This is a genomic window from Duganella sp. GW821-FHT01E12 (assembly GCF_059422325.1).
This window is the reverse complement of the sequence record NZ_JBWKWR010000004.1, coordinates 130,573-144,515: the sequence shown is the minus strand read 5'-3', so window position 1 is coordinate 144,515 and position 13,943 is coordinate 130,573. Positions and strand designations below refer to the sequence as shown.

11 protein-coding genes and 1 tRNA gene are annotated in these 13,943 nt (G+C 67.4%); 6 read left to right on the top strand and 6 right to left on the bottom strand.

The window, feature by feature from the left end; translation table 11 throughout:
* Positions 1-7 precede the first annotated feature (7 nt).
* Entirely contained in the window at positions 8-1,066 is a 1,059-nt protein-coding gene (locus AC07WS_RS13795; RefSeq protein WP_494729630.1) for a site-specific integrase, read from the top strand.
* Between the two features lie 118 nt (positions 1,067-1,184).
* Here the strand turns inward: AC07WS_RS13795 and AC07WS_RS13790 are convergent.
* The 5 genes from AC07WS_RS13790 to AC07WS_RS13770 all read right to left on the bottom strand — a co-directional run bounded on the left by AC07WS_RS13790 (position 1,185) and on the right by AC07WS_RS13770 (position 6,788).
* Positions 1,185-1,274 (bottom strand) — tRNA-Ser (locus AC07WS_RS13790).
* Between the two features lie 60 nt (positions 1,275-1,334).
* Entirely contained in the window at positions 1,335-3,419 is a 2,085-nt protein-coding gene (locus tag AC07WS_RS13785; protein ID WP_494729629.1) for a putative bifunctional diguanylate cyclase/phosphodiesterase, read from the bottom strand.
* Positions 3,420-3,422: 3 nt separating this feature from the next.
* Entirely contained in the window at positions 3,423-4,577 is a 1,155-nt protein-coding gene (locus tag AC07WS_RS13780; RefSeq protein WP_494729628.1) for an EAL and HDOD domain-containing protein, read from the bottom strand.
* A 203-nt stretch (positions 4,578-4,780) separates the two neighbouring features.
* Positions 4,781-5,398: a response regulator gene (locus AC07WS_RS13775; RefSeq protein ID WP_494729627.1), complete on the bottom strand. Its 618-nt coding sequence runs from the start codon at positions 5,396-5,398 to the stop codon at positions 4,781-4,783.
* A 31-nt stretch (positions 5,399-5,429) separates the two neighbouring features.
* Positions 5,430-6,788 carry a cache domain-containing protein gene (locus AC07WS_RS13770; RefSeq protein ID WP_494729626.1) on the bottom strand — a complete coding sequence of 453 codons (1,359 nt, stop codon included), beginning with the start codon at positions 6,786-6,788 and terminating at the stop codon, positions 5,430-5,432.
* 262 nt (positions 6,789-7,050) lie between these two features.
* Here AC07WS_RS13770 and AC07WS_RS13765 point away from each other — a divergent pair, with 262 nt between their 5' ends.
* The 5 genes from AC07WS_RS13765 (at position 7,051) to AC07WS_RS13745 (ending at position 12,502) form a co-directional block, all read left to right on the top strand.
* The gene (locus tag AC07WS_RS13765; RefSeq protein WP_494729625.1) at positions 7,051-9,135 is read left to right on the top strand and encodes a carbon starvation CstA family protein; all 2,085 of its coding nucleotides are present in this window, start codon (positions 7,051-7,053) and stop codon (positions 9,133-9,135) included.
* Complete coding sequence (locus AC07WS_RS13760; RefSeq protein WP_117015217.1) at positions 9,135-9,335, top strand: YbdD/YjiX family protein; 201 nt, start codon at positions 9,135-9,137, stop codon at positions 9,333-9,335. The genes AC07WS_RS13765 and AC07WS_RS13760 overlap by 1 nt, the downstream gene beginning before the upstream one ends.
* A 112-nt stretch (positions 9,336-9,447) precedes the next feature.
* Entirely contained in the window at positions 9,448-10,314 is an 867-nt protein-coding gene (locus tag AC07WS_RS13755) for a ThiF family adenylyltransferase (protein WP_494729624.1), read from the top strand.
* Complete coding sequence (locus AC07WS_RS13750; protein ID WP_494729623.1) at positions 10,311-11,411, top strand: nitroreductase family protein; 1,101 nt, start codon at positions 10,311-10,313, stop codon at positions 11,409-11,411. The genes AC07WS_RS13755 and AC07WS_RS13750 overlap by 4 nt, the downstream gene beginning before the upstream one ends.
* Positions 11,412-11,575: 164 nt before the next feature.
* On the top strand, positions 11,576-12,502 hold the full coding sequence (locus tag AC07WS_RS13745) for a PEP-CTERM sorting domain-containing protein (RefSeq protein WP_494729622.1): 927 nt from the start codon (positions 11,576-11,578) through the stop codon (positions 12,500-12,502).
* A 71-nt stretch (positions 12,503-12,573) separates the two neighbouring features.
* Here the strand turns inward: AC07WS_RS13745 and AC07WS_RS13740 are convergent, their stop codons facing one another.
* Positions 12,574-13,782 (bottom strand): nucleotide disphospho-sugar-binding domain-containing protein, encoded by a 1,209-nt coding sequence (locus AC07WS_RS13740; protein WP_494729621.1) that lies wholly within the window; start codon positions 13,780-13,782, stop codon positions 12,574-12,576.
* Positions 13,783-13,943: the final 161 nt, after the last annotated feature.

Here is a 13,943-nt window from a genome sequence, read left to right as displayed (position 1 = left end):
GAACGACATGCGACCAAAAACTACGGGCAAGAAGCTGCCCCCGCGAATGATCCCACGCCGGCGGACGCTCAAATCCGGCGAGGTATGGATCGGGTACTACTACAGCGGCCGCGACGAGAACGGAAAGCGCAAGGAGTTCCCGCTGGGTACGGACCTGAACGAGGCGAAGCGTAAGTGGGCGCAGCTGGAGTGCAAGCCCGTCCCGACCGACGCATCGCTCATGCGCTTTGTCTTCGACCGGTACATCAAAGATATTCTGCCAATGAAAGCCGTCGCCACGCAGCGGGAGAATAACGGCTCGATACGCCAGCTGCGCACGGTGTTCGGCAACGCGCCCGTCGACGCGCTGACGCCGCAGCACATCGCCAGCTACCGGGATGCCCGCAGCGCCAAGGTGCGTGCAAACCGCGAGGTCACGTTGCTGTCCCACATTTACAATATGGCCCGCGAGTGGGGCTATACGACGAATGAGAACCCTTGCCGAGGCATCCGCAAGAACAAGGAGAAGCCGCGCGACTTCTACGCTGATAAGGGGGTTTGGGACGCAGTGTACCGCCATGCGTGCGTCGAGTTGCAGGACGCGATGGACCTGAACTACCTCACTGGCCAGCGGCCAGCAGACGTGCTGAAGATGGCCGACCCGGACATCGACGGCAACGCGCTACTGGTACGCCAAGGCAAGACAGGCAGGCTGTTGCGCATCATGCTCACCCAGGGCGACATCAAGTCTGAGCTGGCCGTCGTGATCGAGCGCATTCAAGCCCGCCCAGGGCGCAAACCTGGCTCTTACCTTGTGTCGTTGCCGGACGGCCAGCAACTGCAAAAGTGGCATCTACGACTGAGGTTTGACGCCGCTCGCAAGGCGGCAATTGACGCATGCAAGAAGGAAGAGCAGCTGGTGCTGGCGGAGCGCATCGCCCTGTTCCAGTTCCGCGACATCCGGGCAAAATCGGCCAGCGAAATCGTCGACGCGGCCGACGCTAGCGCGCTGCTGGGACACACCGAGCAGGACATCACCGACCGCGTTTATCGCCGCGTCGGGCAGTCGGTCAAGCCGACTCGCTGACACTAGTTGCGGAAATCATTTCCGCAACTAGTCTAAAAGCCCATCTATTTACCTGCCGTTTTACTTCAATATTTATAGCTCAAAAACCAAAAAAGCCCTTGATAATCAAGGGCTTAGATGGCGGAAGCGGTGAGATTCGAACTCACGAACGGCTCACACCGTCGGCAGTTTTCAAGACTGCTGCCTTCAACCACTCGGCCACGCTTCCTAAGTGTGCAGCATTATACAGATTTCACCCCCGATTGGGTGCCAAAACCGCCGTTTCCCCTCAGGCGGCCCGGCTGGACCGGCCCGGCGTCCAGTTCTCGCGCAGCGCTTGCTCGAACGCTTCGGCCTCCAGCGGCCGCGAAAACAAATAGCCCTGCACTTCGTCGCAACCCGAATTCTTCAGGAAGGCCAGTTGCTCGACCGTCTCCACGCCTTCGGCAATCACCTTGTGCTTGAGCTGCTGGGCGATGCTGATGATGGTGTTGGCAATCGCGCAATCGTTGGCGTCGGCGGGGATGCCGATGGTGAACGAGCGGTCGATCTTCAGGGTGTCGATCGGGAAGCGCTTCAGGTAGGACAGGCTGGAATAACCAGTGCCGAAGTCGTCCAGCGACAGCGTCACACCCAGCGCGGTGATGCGGTCCATGATGCCGATCACGCGGTCGATGTTGTTCATCAGCGTGCTTTCGGTGATCTCCAGCTCCAGCCACGACGGCTCCAGGCCGTAGCGGGTCAGCGTGTCCTGCACCCGCCCCGGCAGCGCCGAGGTGAACTCGCGCGCGGACACGTTGACCGCCAGCCGGATCGGCGGCAGGCCGGCGTCCTTCCACACCTTGGCCTGCGCGCAGGCCGCCTCCAGCACCCATTCGCCGACCTGCACCACCAGCCCGGTGGCCTCGGCCAGCGGGATGAATTCGGCCGGCGGCACCAGGCCGCGCACCGGATGGCGCCAGCGCACCAGCGCTTCGGCGCCGATGATCTTGCCGTTGTCGATGCTGAACTTGGGCTGGTAGTGCAGCAGCAGTTCGCCGTTGCCCAGCGCGTGGCGCAGCCCCGATTCGATCCGCATGCGCTCCTGCATGCCCTGGTTCATGTCCTGGCTGTAGAACGCGACGTGGTCGCCTTCCGATCCGCCCTCCTGCTTGGCGCGGTACATGGCGATGTCGGCCAGCCGCAGCAGCGTCTCGGCGTCGGCGCCGTCCTGCGGGTAGACGCTGATGCCGATACTGCCGCCCACGCGCAGGTCGTGGCCGTCGATCAGGATAGGCGTGTTCAAGGTCCCCAGCAGCTTTTGCGCCACCATGCTGGCCTCGAAGTGCTGGCCGATGTCGAACAGGCCGACGGCGAATTCGTCGCCGCCCAGCCGCGCCACCAGGTCCTGGTCGCGCAGCACGGCGCGGAAGCGGCGCGCCACTTCGCACAGCAGCTCGTCGCCGATCTTGCGGCCCAGGGTGTCGTTGATCAGCTTGAAGCGGTTGAGGTCGATGAACAGCACGCAGCCGTGCAGCTTGCTGCGCTGGGCCACGGTCAGGGCCTGGTCGACCAGCTTGGTCAGCAGCGAGCGGTTCGGCAGGTTGGTCAGCGCGTCGTAGTAGGCCAGGTGGTGGATGCGCTCTTCCGCCATCTTGCGCTCGGTGATGTCGGTCAGATAGGCGATCAGGCCGATGGCGCGGTCGTTGATGTCGCGCAGCGGCGACAGCGACAGGCTGGCCCAGAACACCTCGCCCGACTTCTTCTTGCGCCGCACCTCCATCAGCCGCCCGCCCTGCTCCAGGAAGGTGTCGTCGAAGCTTTCGTCCTCGTCGTCGTACAGGAACAGGATGTTGCGCCCCACCGCCTCCACCGAGCTGTAGCCGAACAGGCGCTCGGCGCCCTTGTTCCAGCTGATGATGAAGCCGTTCATGTCCATGGTCAGCACGGACTCGTGGATGTGGTCGAGGATCTGCGCCTGGTGCTGCAGCTGCGACTCCACCTGCACGTAGGCGTGGGTGGAGCGCTGCGCCAGCGCGTGCACCTGCAGCACGCTGCCGGCCAGGTTGGCCAGGCTGGCCAGGTGCTCGCGGTCCAGCGAGCTGTAGTGCGCGCGCCCGGACACCACGAAGCGGCCGAAGTATTCGTCGTCGAACAGGATGTCCTGCGTCAGGCTGGGCACGGCGTCGTCGTTGGCGGCCAGCACCTCCACCACCGGCGGCTTGAGCAGCATGGCGTGGGTGTCGGCCGGCAGGAATTCGCCCAGCGGGCTGTTCATCACGCTGCGCACGATGCGTCCCAGCTCCTCGGCCAGCGCCGCTCCGCGCAAGCGCAACACCGCGTCGCACAAGGCCGCGCTGTTGCTCAGGAAGTCGGAGACGGGATGCGCGACCATGGCTTAGATGTTCCTGCTCACCTGGATCGCCCAGTGGTAGGCCTGCAACTGCGCCTGCCAGTAGGTCTCGTGGTCGATGCCGGCCCGGTCCAGCGCGGCGCGGTCGTGGCGTTCCACCAGGGCCAGCAGCTCGCCCAGCGGGCCGGCGCGGTCCAGCAGCGCCATCACCACGTCCAGGTCGAGGCTGAGCGCGGCGACGATTTCCGTCATCGGCATGCCCAGCAACACGTCCAGCAGCGAGAACACGCCGGCCACGAAGGCCATGTCCTGCTGGTCGCGGTCCCAGCCGAGCGCCTTGCTCAGCGCTTCCATCTGCGCGGCGCGCACCGCCGCCAGCGGCAGCAGCGGATTGGCCATGCCGTCGTCCTGCTGGCGCGCGTACAGCAGCAGTTGCAGCCAGCGCTGCAGCTGGCGCCGGCCCAGCACGTTGATGGCCTGGCTGAAGCTGTGGATCGGCGAGCTGAGCGCGAACGCGGCCGAGTTCACCAGCTTGAGCAGGTGGTAGGACAGCGCCGGGTCCTGCTTGAGCAGCACTTCCAGCTCGCGCGAGTCGGCGTCGCGCGCAAGCAGGCCCAGTAGCGCCAGCAGGCGCTTGCGCGAGGTGCCGTCGCCGACGGTGGCGTCGTGCGAGGGATGCAGGGCGAAGTCGCCGGCGAACCAGCCGAAGCCGGCCTTGGCGCATTCGGCGATGCGCTGTTCGCTGCCCATGCCGGCGGCCAGGTGCGGGCCCGGCTGGGCCACCAGCGCCAGCACCGGCGGCAGCGTCAGCGCGGCGTCGACCATCAGCGATTGGGCGCCGCACAGGGTGGCGGCCATGCCGGCCACGCCGTCGATCATGATGCGGTAGCCGGCTTCGGCGTAGCCGGCCAGTTTCTTTTGCACCGGGATGTCGGCGCAGGCGGCGGCCGGCACGCGCAGGATCACGCGGTTGGGCGGCAGGGTTTCCAGTTGCGACAGTTCCAGCAGCGCTGGCTGCGGCACCGGCAGGATGCAATCGAGGGGCGCCAGGGCGGCGAATACGTCGGGCGTCTTGAGCAAGGTCAGCGCCGCCTGGAAGGCGTCGCCCGAGTCTGCGGACAAGTCAAAAGTCAGGGCCACCCACTCGTTGTGAGCATTGGACACCGCCTGCAATTCCACCAGTGGAAACTCAATTACCATAGGAAAGTATTGTTATTTTCGATACGACCAGTATAGAACCAATTTATCGTGCGGGAAACATTTTCTTTTGTACAATTGCAACTACACAACCGGTGCAGGAATATAGCAGATATTGCCGCACAAACACGCACTGTTAAAAATTGCTTAACGGAATTAGAAGCGATGCTCTGGTTTTACAACAGCATAGCGTTCCCGGCGCGGTTTTACTGCACGTGCTGGACCGCAAAACGGATCAGCTCGGCCTGCCCCTCGATGCCCAGCTTGCGCTTGATGTTAAGGCGGTGGGTTTCCACGGTGCGCACGCTGAGGTCGAGCGCGCGGGCGATCTGCTTGTTCGATTCGCCGTTGGCGATGTGGCGCAGCACCTCGTGCTCGCGCAGGGTCAGCTGGTTGTCCTGGGTGTGCGGCTGGGCCAGCTGGCGCGCCAGCGCGGCGCTGTAGTAGATGCCGCCGGACATGACGGTCTCGATCGCCACCACGATGTCCTTGCCGGGCGCGTCCTTGAGCACATAGCCGCGCGCGCCGGCCTGGATCGCCTGCGACACGTATTCCAGCTTGTCGTGCATCGACAGGATCAGCACGGCGATGCGCGGGAAGGCGCGCTTGAACTGGGCGGTCGCCTCGATGCCGTTGGTGCCGCGCATATTGATGTCCATCAGCACCAGGTCGACGTCGCAGCGGGCGGCCTGCTCCAGCGCCTCGGCCGCGCCGCCGGCCTCGGCCACGACCTCGAACTGCGGCATCGCCTCCAGCCGCGCGCGCAGGCCGTCGCGCACCAGGGGATGGTCGTCGACCAGCAGGATTTTGATAGTGGCTGTCATGTCTTTATCTTTATAAACGGTATTAACGGTATTAACTGTTGTTGCCGGCGAACGCCGTGACCACCGTGCCGCCGGCGGACGAGGCGATGTCGAAGCGGCCGCCGATGGCGTCCATGCGCTCCATCATATTGCGTAGGCCGATGCCGCGCATCGGATGCAGCGCGATGCCCTCGGCGTCGAAGCCGGCGCCGTCGTCGCGGATGCGCAGCGTGACGCCGCCGTGCTCGCCGGTGAGCTCGATGCCGATGCGGCTGGCGCCGGCGTGGCGCTCGATATTGGTCAAGGCCTCCTGCGCCAGGCGGAACAGCACGGTGTTGGCCACGTCCGGCAGCTCGTCGGTGCAACCCTGCGCCTGGAAGTGTACCGGGGTTCCGCTGCTGAGCGTGTACTCCTGGCCCAGGTGGTGCAGCGCCGCCGCCAGGCCCAGGTCGTCGAGGATGGCCGGGCGCAGATTGTGCGAGATGCGGCGCACCTCGCCCATCACGTTGTTGAGCTGCTCGGCCGCGTGCTCGAAGGCCGCCTGCGCCGCCTGCTGCTGCCCGGCCCCGGCGCCCAGGCGGATGATGCCGGCCTCGATCTGCAGCTTGATCGACACCAGCCACTGGCTGATGCCGTCGTGCAGGTCGCGCGACAGGCGCGCGCGCTCCTCCTCCTGCGACTCGACCACGCGCTGGGCCAGCACCTTGAGCTTGGCGTCGGCCACGCGCAGCTCGCTGATATTGAGCGCCAGGCCGGAGCTGGCCACCGCCACCGCGGCCGCGATGGCGATCGCGGCGATCCACAGCATGGTGTTGTGGATGTTGCCGGACTGCTGGACATCGATCTTGGCCAGCGCCTGGTCGACGTCGTCCAGATAGATGCCGGTGCCCATCATCCAGCCCCACTTCGGCATCGGGATCACGTAGCCCAGCTTGGCGCCGGACTTGTGGGTGGACGGCTTGACCCAGCGGTAGCGCTCCAGCCCGCCGCCGGCGCGGGCGCGCCGCAGCAGGTTCTGGATGGTCGGCTGGCCCAGCTCGTCGCGCAATTCGTACAGGTTGCGGCCCACCAGCTCGGGCTGGCGCGGATGCATCAGCGTGTTGCCCTGCATATCGTAGACGAAGAAATAGCCGTCGTCGCCGTAGCTGAGCGAGGACAGGATGCGCTTGGCCTCGTCGCGGGTGGCCTGGTCGTCGCGGCCCGACTCGTACAGGTGGGCGATGGAGTGCGAGGCCAGCGCGACATAGTGGCGGAGCTCGGCCTCCTTGCTGCTCAGGTAGGCTTGCTGGATGGTGTCGCGCTGCTGCTGAGCCAGCAGCTGCGACTGATGGCGCACCGCCAGCGCGATGGCGATCAGCGCCAGGATCAGCGGCGTGATGGCCAGGAAGATGACTTTCTGCCGCAACTTCATGTCGTTCCGTCCCGAATTATTCTGTAGCGCGATTCTACGCCCCCGCCGCGCGCGCCGGCTACGTAGTTGTACCGAGCCATAGTGCGTAATGGTGCGCTTGCGGCGGTTATCAGCTTGCTGAATACTGGTCATAAGCCGCCATGGGGTCAAGTCTGACATTCGGACACGGCCTCTGCTGTAGGCGAGGCCTACAGCAGAGGCCGTGTCCGAATGTCAGACTTGACCCCACCCTTGAAGCGGCGCCCCACACCTTGGAGGAAGCATGAAATCACTGCACCACACCGCGCCACCCACCCTGGCCAGCCGGCTGGGCTGGGCCGCGCTCGCCCTGTGCGGCGCCGCCGCGCTGGGCGTCGTCGCGCTCAAGCGCGGCGAGTCCATCAGCGCCATCTGGATCGTCATCGCCGCCGTCTGCGTCTACCTGATCGCCTACCGCTTCTACAGCCTGTTCATCGCCGACAAGGTGCTGGGCCTGGACGCGCGCCGCATGACCCCGGCCAACAAGCTGAATGACGGCCTCGACCACGTGCCGACCAATAAGTACGTGCTGTTCGGCCACCACTTCGCCGCCATCGCCGGCGCCGGCCCGCTGGTGGGCCCGGTGCTGGCCGCGCAGATGGGCTATCTGCCCGGCATGCTGTGGATACTGGCCGGCGTGGTGTTCGCCGGCGCGGTGCAGGACTTCATCGTGCTGTTCATCTCGATGCGCCGCGACGGCCGCTCGCTGGGCGACCTGATCAAATCGGAGCTGGGCCAGATCCCCGGCATGATCGCGCTGCTGGGCACCTTCATGATCATGGTCATCATCCTGGCGGTGCTGGCGCTGATCGTGGTGAAGGCGCTGACCGGCTCGCCGTGGGGCAGCTTCACCGTCATGGCCACCATCCCCATCGCGCTGTTGATGGGCGTGTACACCCGCTATATCCGCGTCGGCCGCATCGGCGAGGTGTCGGTGATCGGCTTCATCCTCTTAATGGCGGCCATCTTCGGCGGCCAGCTGGTGCAGGAAAACCCGGCGCTGGCGCCGATGTTCACCTTCACCGGCACCGAGCTGACCTGGATGCTGATCGGCTACGGCTTCGTCGCCTCGGTGCTGCCGGTGTGGCTGCTGCTGGCGCCGCGCGACTACCTGTCGACCTTCCTCAAGATCGGCACCATCGTCGGCCTGGCGCTGGGCATCGTGGTGGTCGCCCCCTACCTGAAGATGCCGGCCATGACCAAGTTCATCGACGGCACCGGCCCGGTCTGGGCCGGCTCGCTGTTCCCCTTCCTGTTCATCACCATCGCCTGCGGCGCCGTGTCCGGCTTCCACGCGCTGATCTCCTCGGGCACCACGCCCAAGATGATCGAGAACGAGACCCACGCCCGCTTCATCGGCTACGGCGCGATGCTGATGGAGTCCTTCGTCGCCATCATGGCGCTGGTGGCCGCCTCGACCATCGAGCCGGGCGTCTACTTCGCCATGAACAGCCCGGCCGCGCTGCTGGGCACCACGGCCGAGTCCGCCGCGCACGCGGTCTCGCAGATGGGCTTTTACATCACGCCGGAGATGCTGACCCAGACCGCCAGGGATGTCGGCGAGGCCAGCATCATCTCGCGCGCCGGCGGCGCGCCCACCCTGGCCGTGGGCATGGCGCAGATCCTGTCGGGCGTCGTCGGCGGCAAGCTCATGATGGCCTTCTGGTACCACTTCGCCATCCTGTTCGAGGCGCTGTTCATCCTGACGGCGGTCGACGCCGGCACCCGCGCCGGCCGCTTCATGCTGCAGGACCTGTTGGGCGCCTTCGTGCCGGCCATGAAGCAGACCGAGAACGTGGTCGCCAACCTGACCGCCACCGGCCTGTGCGTGGCAGCCTGGGGTTACTTCCTGTATCAGGGCGTGGTCGACCCGCTGGGCGGCATCAACACGCTGTGGCCGCTGTTCGGCATCGCCAACCAGATGCTGGCGGCGATCGCGCTGATCCTCGGCACCTGCGTGCTGTTCAAGATGAAGCGCGCCAAGTACGCCTGGGTGACCATGGTGCCGACCGCGTGGCTGCTGATCTGCACGCTGACGGCGGGCTTCCAGAAAATCTTCGACGCCAATCCCAAGGTCGGCTTCCTGGCCCACGCCGCCAAGTACCAGGCCGCCTACGCGGACGGCAAGCTGCTGGCGCCGGCCAAGTCGGTGGCGCAGATGCAGCAGGTGATCTTCAACGATTACCTCGACGCCTCGCTGGCCGGCTTCTTCGTGCTCGTCGTGCTCAGCGTGCTGGTGTTCGGCATCCGCACGGTGCTGGCGGCGCGCGCCTCGGCCAAGCCGACCGCGCAGGAGAGCCCGCTGGTGCTGATGCCCACGGTGCAGTGATGCTGGGCGAGATCGCCAAGGCCGGCCGCTATCTCGGACAAAGCATGCGTCTGATGATGGGCCTGCCCGAATACGACACCTACGTCTCGCACCGCGAAGCCACCCATCCGGGCGAGCCGATGATGAGCTACGAGGAGTTCTTCCGCGAACGCCAGGAGGCCCGCTACGGCGGCGCGGGCAAGCGCGGCGGTTGCTGCTGACAGAAGGCCGGTTCCCAGAACCGGCTTTTTTTTCATTGTGGCGGGGAACTTCCCCGCCGACCTCCGTGTCTAACTCCGCTGAGCCGCGTTGCCGGCCATTCTAGGGAGACACATGTCGCAAGCTTTCTCATACCAACAGGCGTTCGCGCGCAACATCGGCTGGCTGACGCCGGCGGAACAAACGGTGCTGCGCGGCAAGCGCATCGCCATCGCCGGCATGGGCGGCGTCGGCGGCGTGCACCTGCTCACGCTGGCGCGGCTGGGCGTGGGCGCCTTCCACATCGCCGATTTCGACACCTTCGACCTCGCCAACTTCAACCGCCAGGTGGGCGCGGCCATGTCCACGCTGGGCCGGCCCAAGGTCGAGGTGCTGGCCGGCATGGCGCGCGACATCAACCCCGAGTTGCAGCTCGCCACCTTCCCCGGCGGCGTCAACCGCGACAACCTGGCCAGCTTCTTCGAGGGCGTGGACCTGTACGTGGACGGCCTGGACTTCTTCGCCTTCAACGCGCGCCAGGCCACCTTCGCCGCCTGCGCGCGGCTGGGCATCCCGGCCATCACGGCCGCGCCGCTGGGCATGGGCACGGCCGTGCTGAACTTCCTGCCGGGGCGCATGACGTTCGAGGAGTACTTCGGCTGGGGCACGCTGCCGGACGACGAGAAGGCGCTGCGCTTCCTGGTCGGGCTGGCGCCGGCCGCGCTACACGCCCGCTACCTGGTCGATCCGTCCAGCATCAACCTCAAGGAGCAGCGCGGGCCGTCCACCATCATGGGCTGCCAGTTGTGCGCCGGCGCCGCCGCCACCGAGGCGCTGAAGATCCTGCTGAACCGGGGCCCGGTCGACGCCGCGCCGCGCGGCTACCATTTCGATGCCTATCGTAACAAGCTGGTCCGCACCTGGCGCCCCGGCGGCCACCGCCATCCGCTCCAGCGGCTGACCATGATGCTGGTCAAGCGCCGGCGCGGAGATCAATCATGAGCAAGATGGAGCAACACCTCGACGCCACGCTGGAACAGATCCTGGAGCTGGCGCGCTGGGCCCCCAGCGGCGACAACACCCAGCCGTGGCGCTTTGAAATCCTCGACGCCCGCCGCCTGGTGGTGCACGGGCACGACACGCGCGACCATTGCGTCTACGACCTCGACGGCCATCCCAGCCAGATCTCGATCGGCGCGCTGCTGGAGACCATGGCCATCGCCGCCAGCGCCCACCAGCTGGAGATGCGGTCCAGCCGCCACCTCGGCGCGCCCGACAGCCGCCCCACCCTCACCGTCGAATTCACGCCGGCGCCGCTGCTGGAGCCCGATCCGCTGGCCGACGCCATCCTGCCGCGCAGCGTGCAGCGGCGCGCGCTGAGCCGGCGGCCGCTGACGCCGGCCGAACGCTCGGCGCTGGAGGCGGCGCTGCCGCCAGGCTATGGCGTGCACTGGCTGGAAGGCAACCGGCGGCGCGCGGCGGCGCGGCTGATGTTCCGCAACGCCAAGCTGCGCCTGACGATGCCGGAGGCGTGGCAGGTGCACAAGGCGGTGATCGAATGGAACGCCCGCTACAGCGACGACCGCATCCCCGACCAGGCGCTGGGCGTGGACGCCGCCACCGCCAAACTGATGCGCTGGATCATGCAGCGCTGGCAGCGCGTGGAGTTCTTCAACACCTGGCTGGCCGGCACGCTGGCGCCGCGCCTGCAGATGGATCTGATCCCCGGCCTCGCCTGCGCCGCCCACTTCGTGCTGACGGCGCCGCGCCGGGCCCAGCGCGTCGACGACTACCTCGACGCCGGCCGCGCCATGCAGCGCTTCTGGCTGACCGCCACCGCCCAGGGCCTGCAGCTGCAGCCGGAACTGACGCCGCTGATCTTCGCCCGCTACGTGCGCGAAGGCCGGGTGTTTTCCGGCACGCCGGGCATGCAGCAACAGGCCGAGGCGCTGTCGCGCCAGGGCGCGGCGCTGGTCGGGCCGGCGGTGTGGGAGACGGCCGTGTTCATGGGCCGCATCGGCGCCGGCAAGCCGGCCACCGCGCGCTCGCTGCGGCGGCCGCTGCGCGACTTGCTGGTCGGCCCGGCGGGCAAGCCCTGATGCGCGCCATCGACTGACGGCAAACTTTACAGCGGCGCGCCGCGGCGGCCGCGCTGCGCAGCCAAGCCTTTGATTTCGCGCGCTTCGCGGCCGCTGGCAAGGCTTTTGCTCCGGGGTGCGAGACGGTGCCGGTTCCGGCGCCGAGATCGAGCCAGGGGACAAACATGAACAATTTCCAAACGGCCATGGCCGGCGCCACGCTCGCCTCGGCGCTGGCATGGCCGGGCGCGGCCCATGCCGGGCCGGTGGTCGGGCTGGACCCGACCGGCAGCGGCGCCTACAGCAGCTATGCCGACCTGTGGACCAACGCCAGCAACACCGCGCTGGCCACCGGCTTCATTCCCGGCGTGACGGTCGGCGCCATCGGCCCGCTGGCGGCCGACGCCGGGCCCTACCTCAGCGAGCTGCGCTCGCAGATGGTGATCGGCAGCATGTCGAACGGCGCAGCCGACGTCTCGCCCAGCGGCCTGAACACCGGCTTCGAACTGAGCGCCGTGGTGCGCTTCCAGGAACTGGTCGACCGCGAGACCGCCACCACCGCCCACTTCGCGCTGCCGGCCAGCCAGTCGGCCGCGATGGACGTCGATCCGCTGCATGCCGGCGTGCAGAACATCGCCTTCTTCTTCGACCGCTACGGGCCGGGCGAGACCAGCAAGGCGGTGCCGGGCGACGGCCCCGGCACCGTGCGCTGCTACGGCACGGGATCGACCTCGGCCGGCTGCGGCGGCGCCGGCGATCCCGACGGCGACGGCCGCTTGATCATGTCCGGCCACCTGATCTTCAACGAAGGCAACTTCGTCAATGGCCCCGGCGGCGGCGCCGGCTACTTCGACATCCGCTTCATGATCGACTACGCCGACGCCAACTATCTGGACATCGTCAGCGGCTCGGTACTGCAGGACAAGCTCACCGGCGCGGCCAGCATACCCGCCGACTACACGCCGGCCACCATGTGGGACGGCACCGTGCCCAGCTCTGTGCCGCCGATGAAATTCGACGGTTCGCGCTCGTTTGCGGTGCTGCCCGAACCGGCCACGCTGGCCCTGCTCGGCCTGGGCATGGCCGGCCTGGCCCTGGCCAGCCGCCGCTAAGCCGCCGCCAAACCTGCGCTAAGCCGCCGGGCGCAGCCCGCCGCCAGCGCGCCCCGGGCGGATTGCCTACCTCATCCCCGTGCGGCGGCGCGCTGCACCGCCACGCCGAAGCGCTGCGCCATGTCGTAACGCTGAAACAACTGCGCCACCCGGGCCGCCGCCGCCCGCGCGGCCGGGTTTTCCAGCAAGTACAGCACCGCGCGGCGCAAGCTTTCCTCGTCCAGCCTGTCCGACCGCAGCAAGGTCCCGGCGCCCATCGCCGCCACCGCGCGCATGTTCAGATACTGGTCCAGATTGCCCGCTACCCCCAGCACCGGCACGCCGGCCGCCAGCGCCTGCTGGCTGGTCGGGCTGCCGCCGTTGCACAGCACCAGCTGCGCGCGCCGCGCGGCTTCCTCGCCCGGCAGGTAGGCCGCCACATGCGCATTGTCCGGCGGCTCGCCGGCATCGGACAGGCCGGCGGTGGCGGCGATCACCCGCACCGGCAGGGCCGCCAACGCCTGCAATATCTGCGGCAACAGCGCGCCCTGCCCGGAACTGCCCAGCGTGACGTAGACCAGTGGCTTGTCCGCCGGCAACGCATCCCACCAGCCGGGCAGTTCGGTGGGCGGCGACCAGGTCACCGGCCCCAGGTAGGAATGGTTGGCCGGCAGGCCGACCGCGGGGAACATTTCCGGGATGTCGGGATACAGCACGTAGTCGGCGTCGGCGTAGACGCTGCGCAAGTCATACCCCAGCGACGGCAGGCGGTAGGCGCGCCGCACGCGGTTCAGCGGCCGGCTGTGCAGGGCGAACGCCAGCGGCCGCACCAGGCGGAACAGCCGATCCGCCAGCGCGATCGGCAGCGCCCGCGCCAGCGCGATGGCCGGCACCGTGTAGCGCTGCGGCACGTAGGGGCTCCAATAGGCGTTGAGCAGGCCGATGTACGGCACCTGCGCCACGCGCGCGCTGACCGACAGCGACAGCCGGAAATCGCCCACCACCACGTCCGGCCGCACCGCCTGCAGCAGGCGCAGGTCGTCCTGCACATACTTGTGCAAGGTGGCCGTGTCGTACACCGGCTTGCCCGCCGCCAGCGCCGCCAGGAAGCGAGCGCTGGAAATGCTGCCCAGCGGCCAGCTGCCGAAGCGGCTGCCGCGCAGGAAGGCCTCGTAGCCGGGCGCGCAGGCGAAGTGCACGTCGTACTGCTGCGGCGACAGCGTCTGCGCCAGCGCCAGCGGCCGGCCGACATGCGCCAGCGTGACCGCCTCGGCCACGAACAGGATTTTTTTGCGTTCCATCGTCCCAGCTTGCGCCGCCATACGCGGCGTTGTTTGAGCCGGCGCAAAGGTGCGGGGATTAGACACATATCAAGGCCGCTGCGCGCCGGACGCTATATTTTTCCAATTGGCACTTACTAACCAGCTTGCCGCGCCGACGATTTCGGCGCCCACCGTTTGCC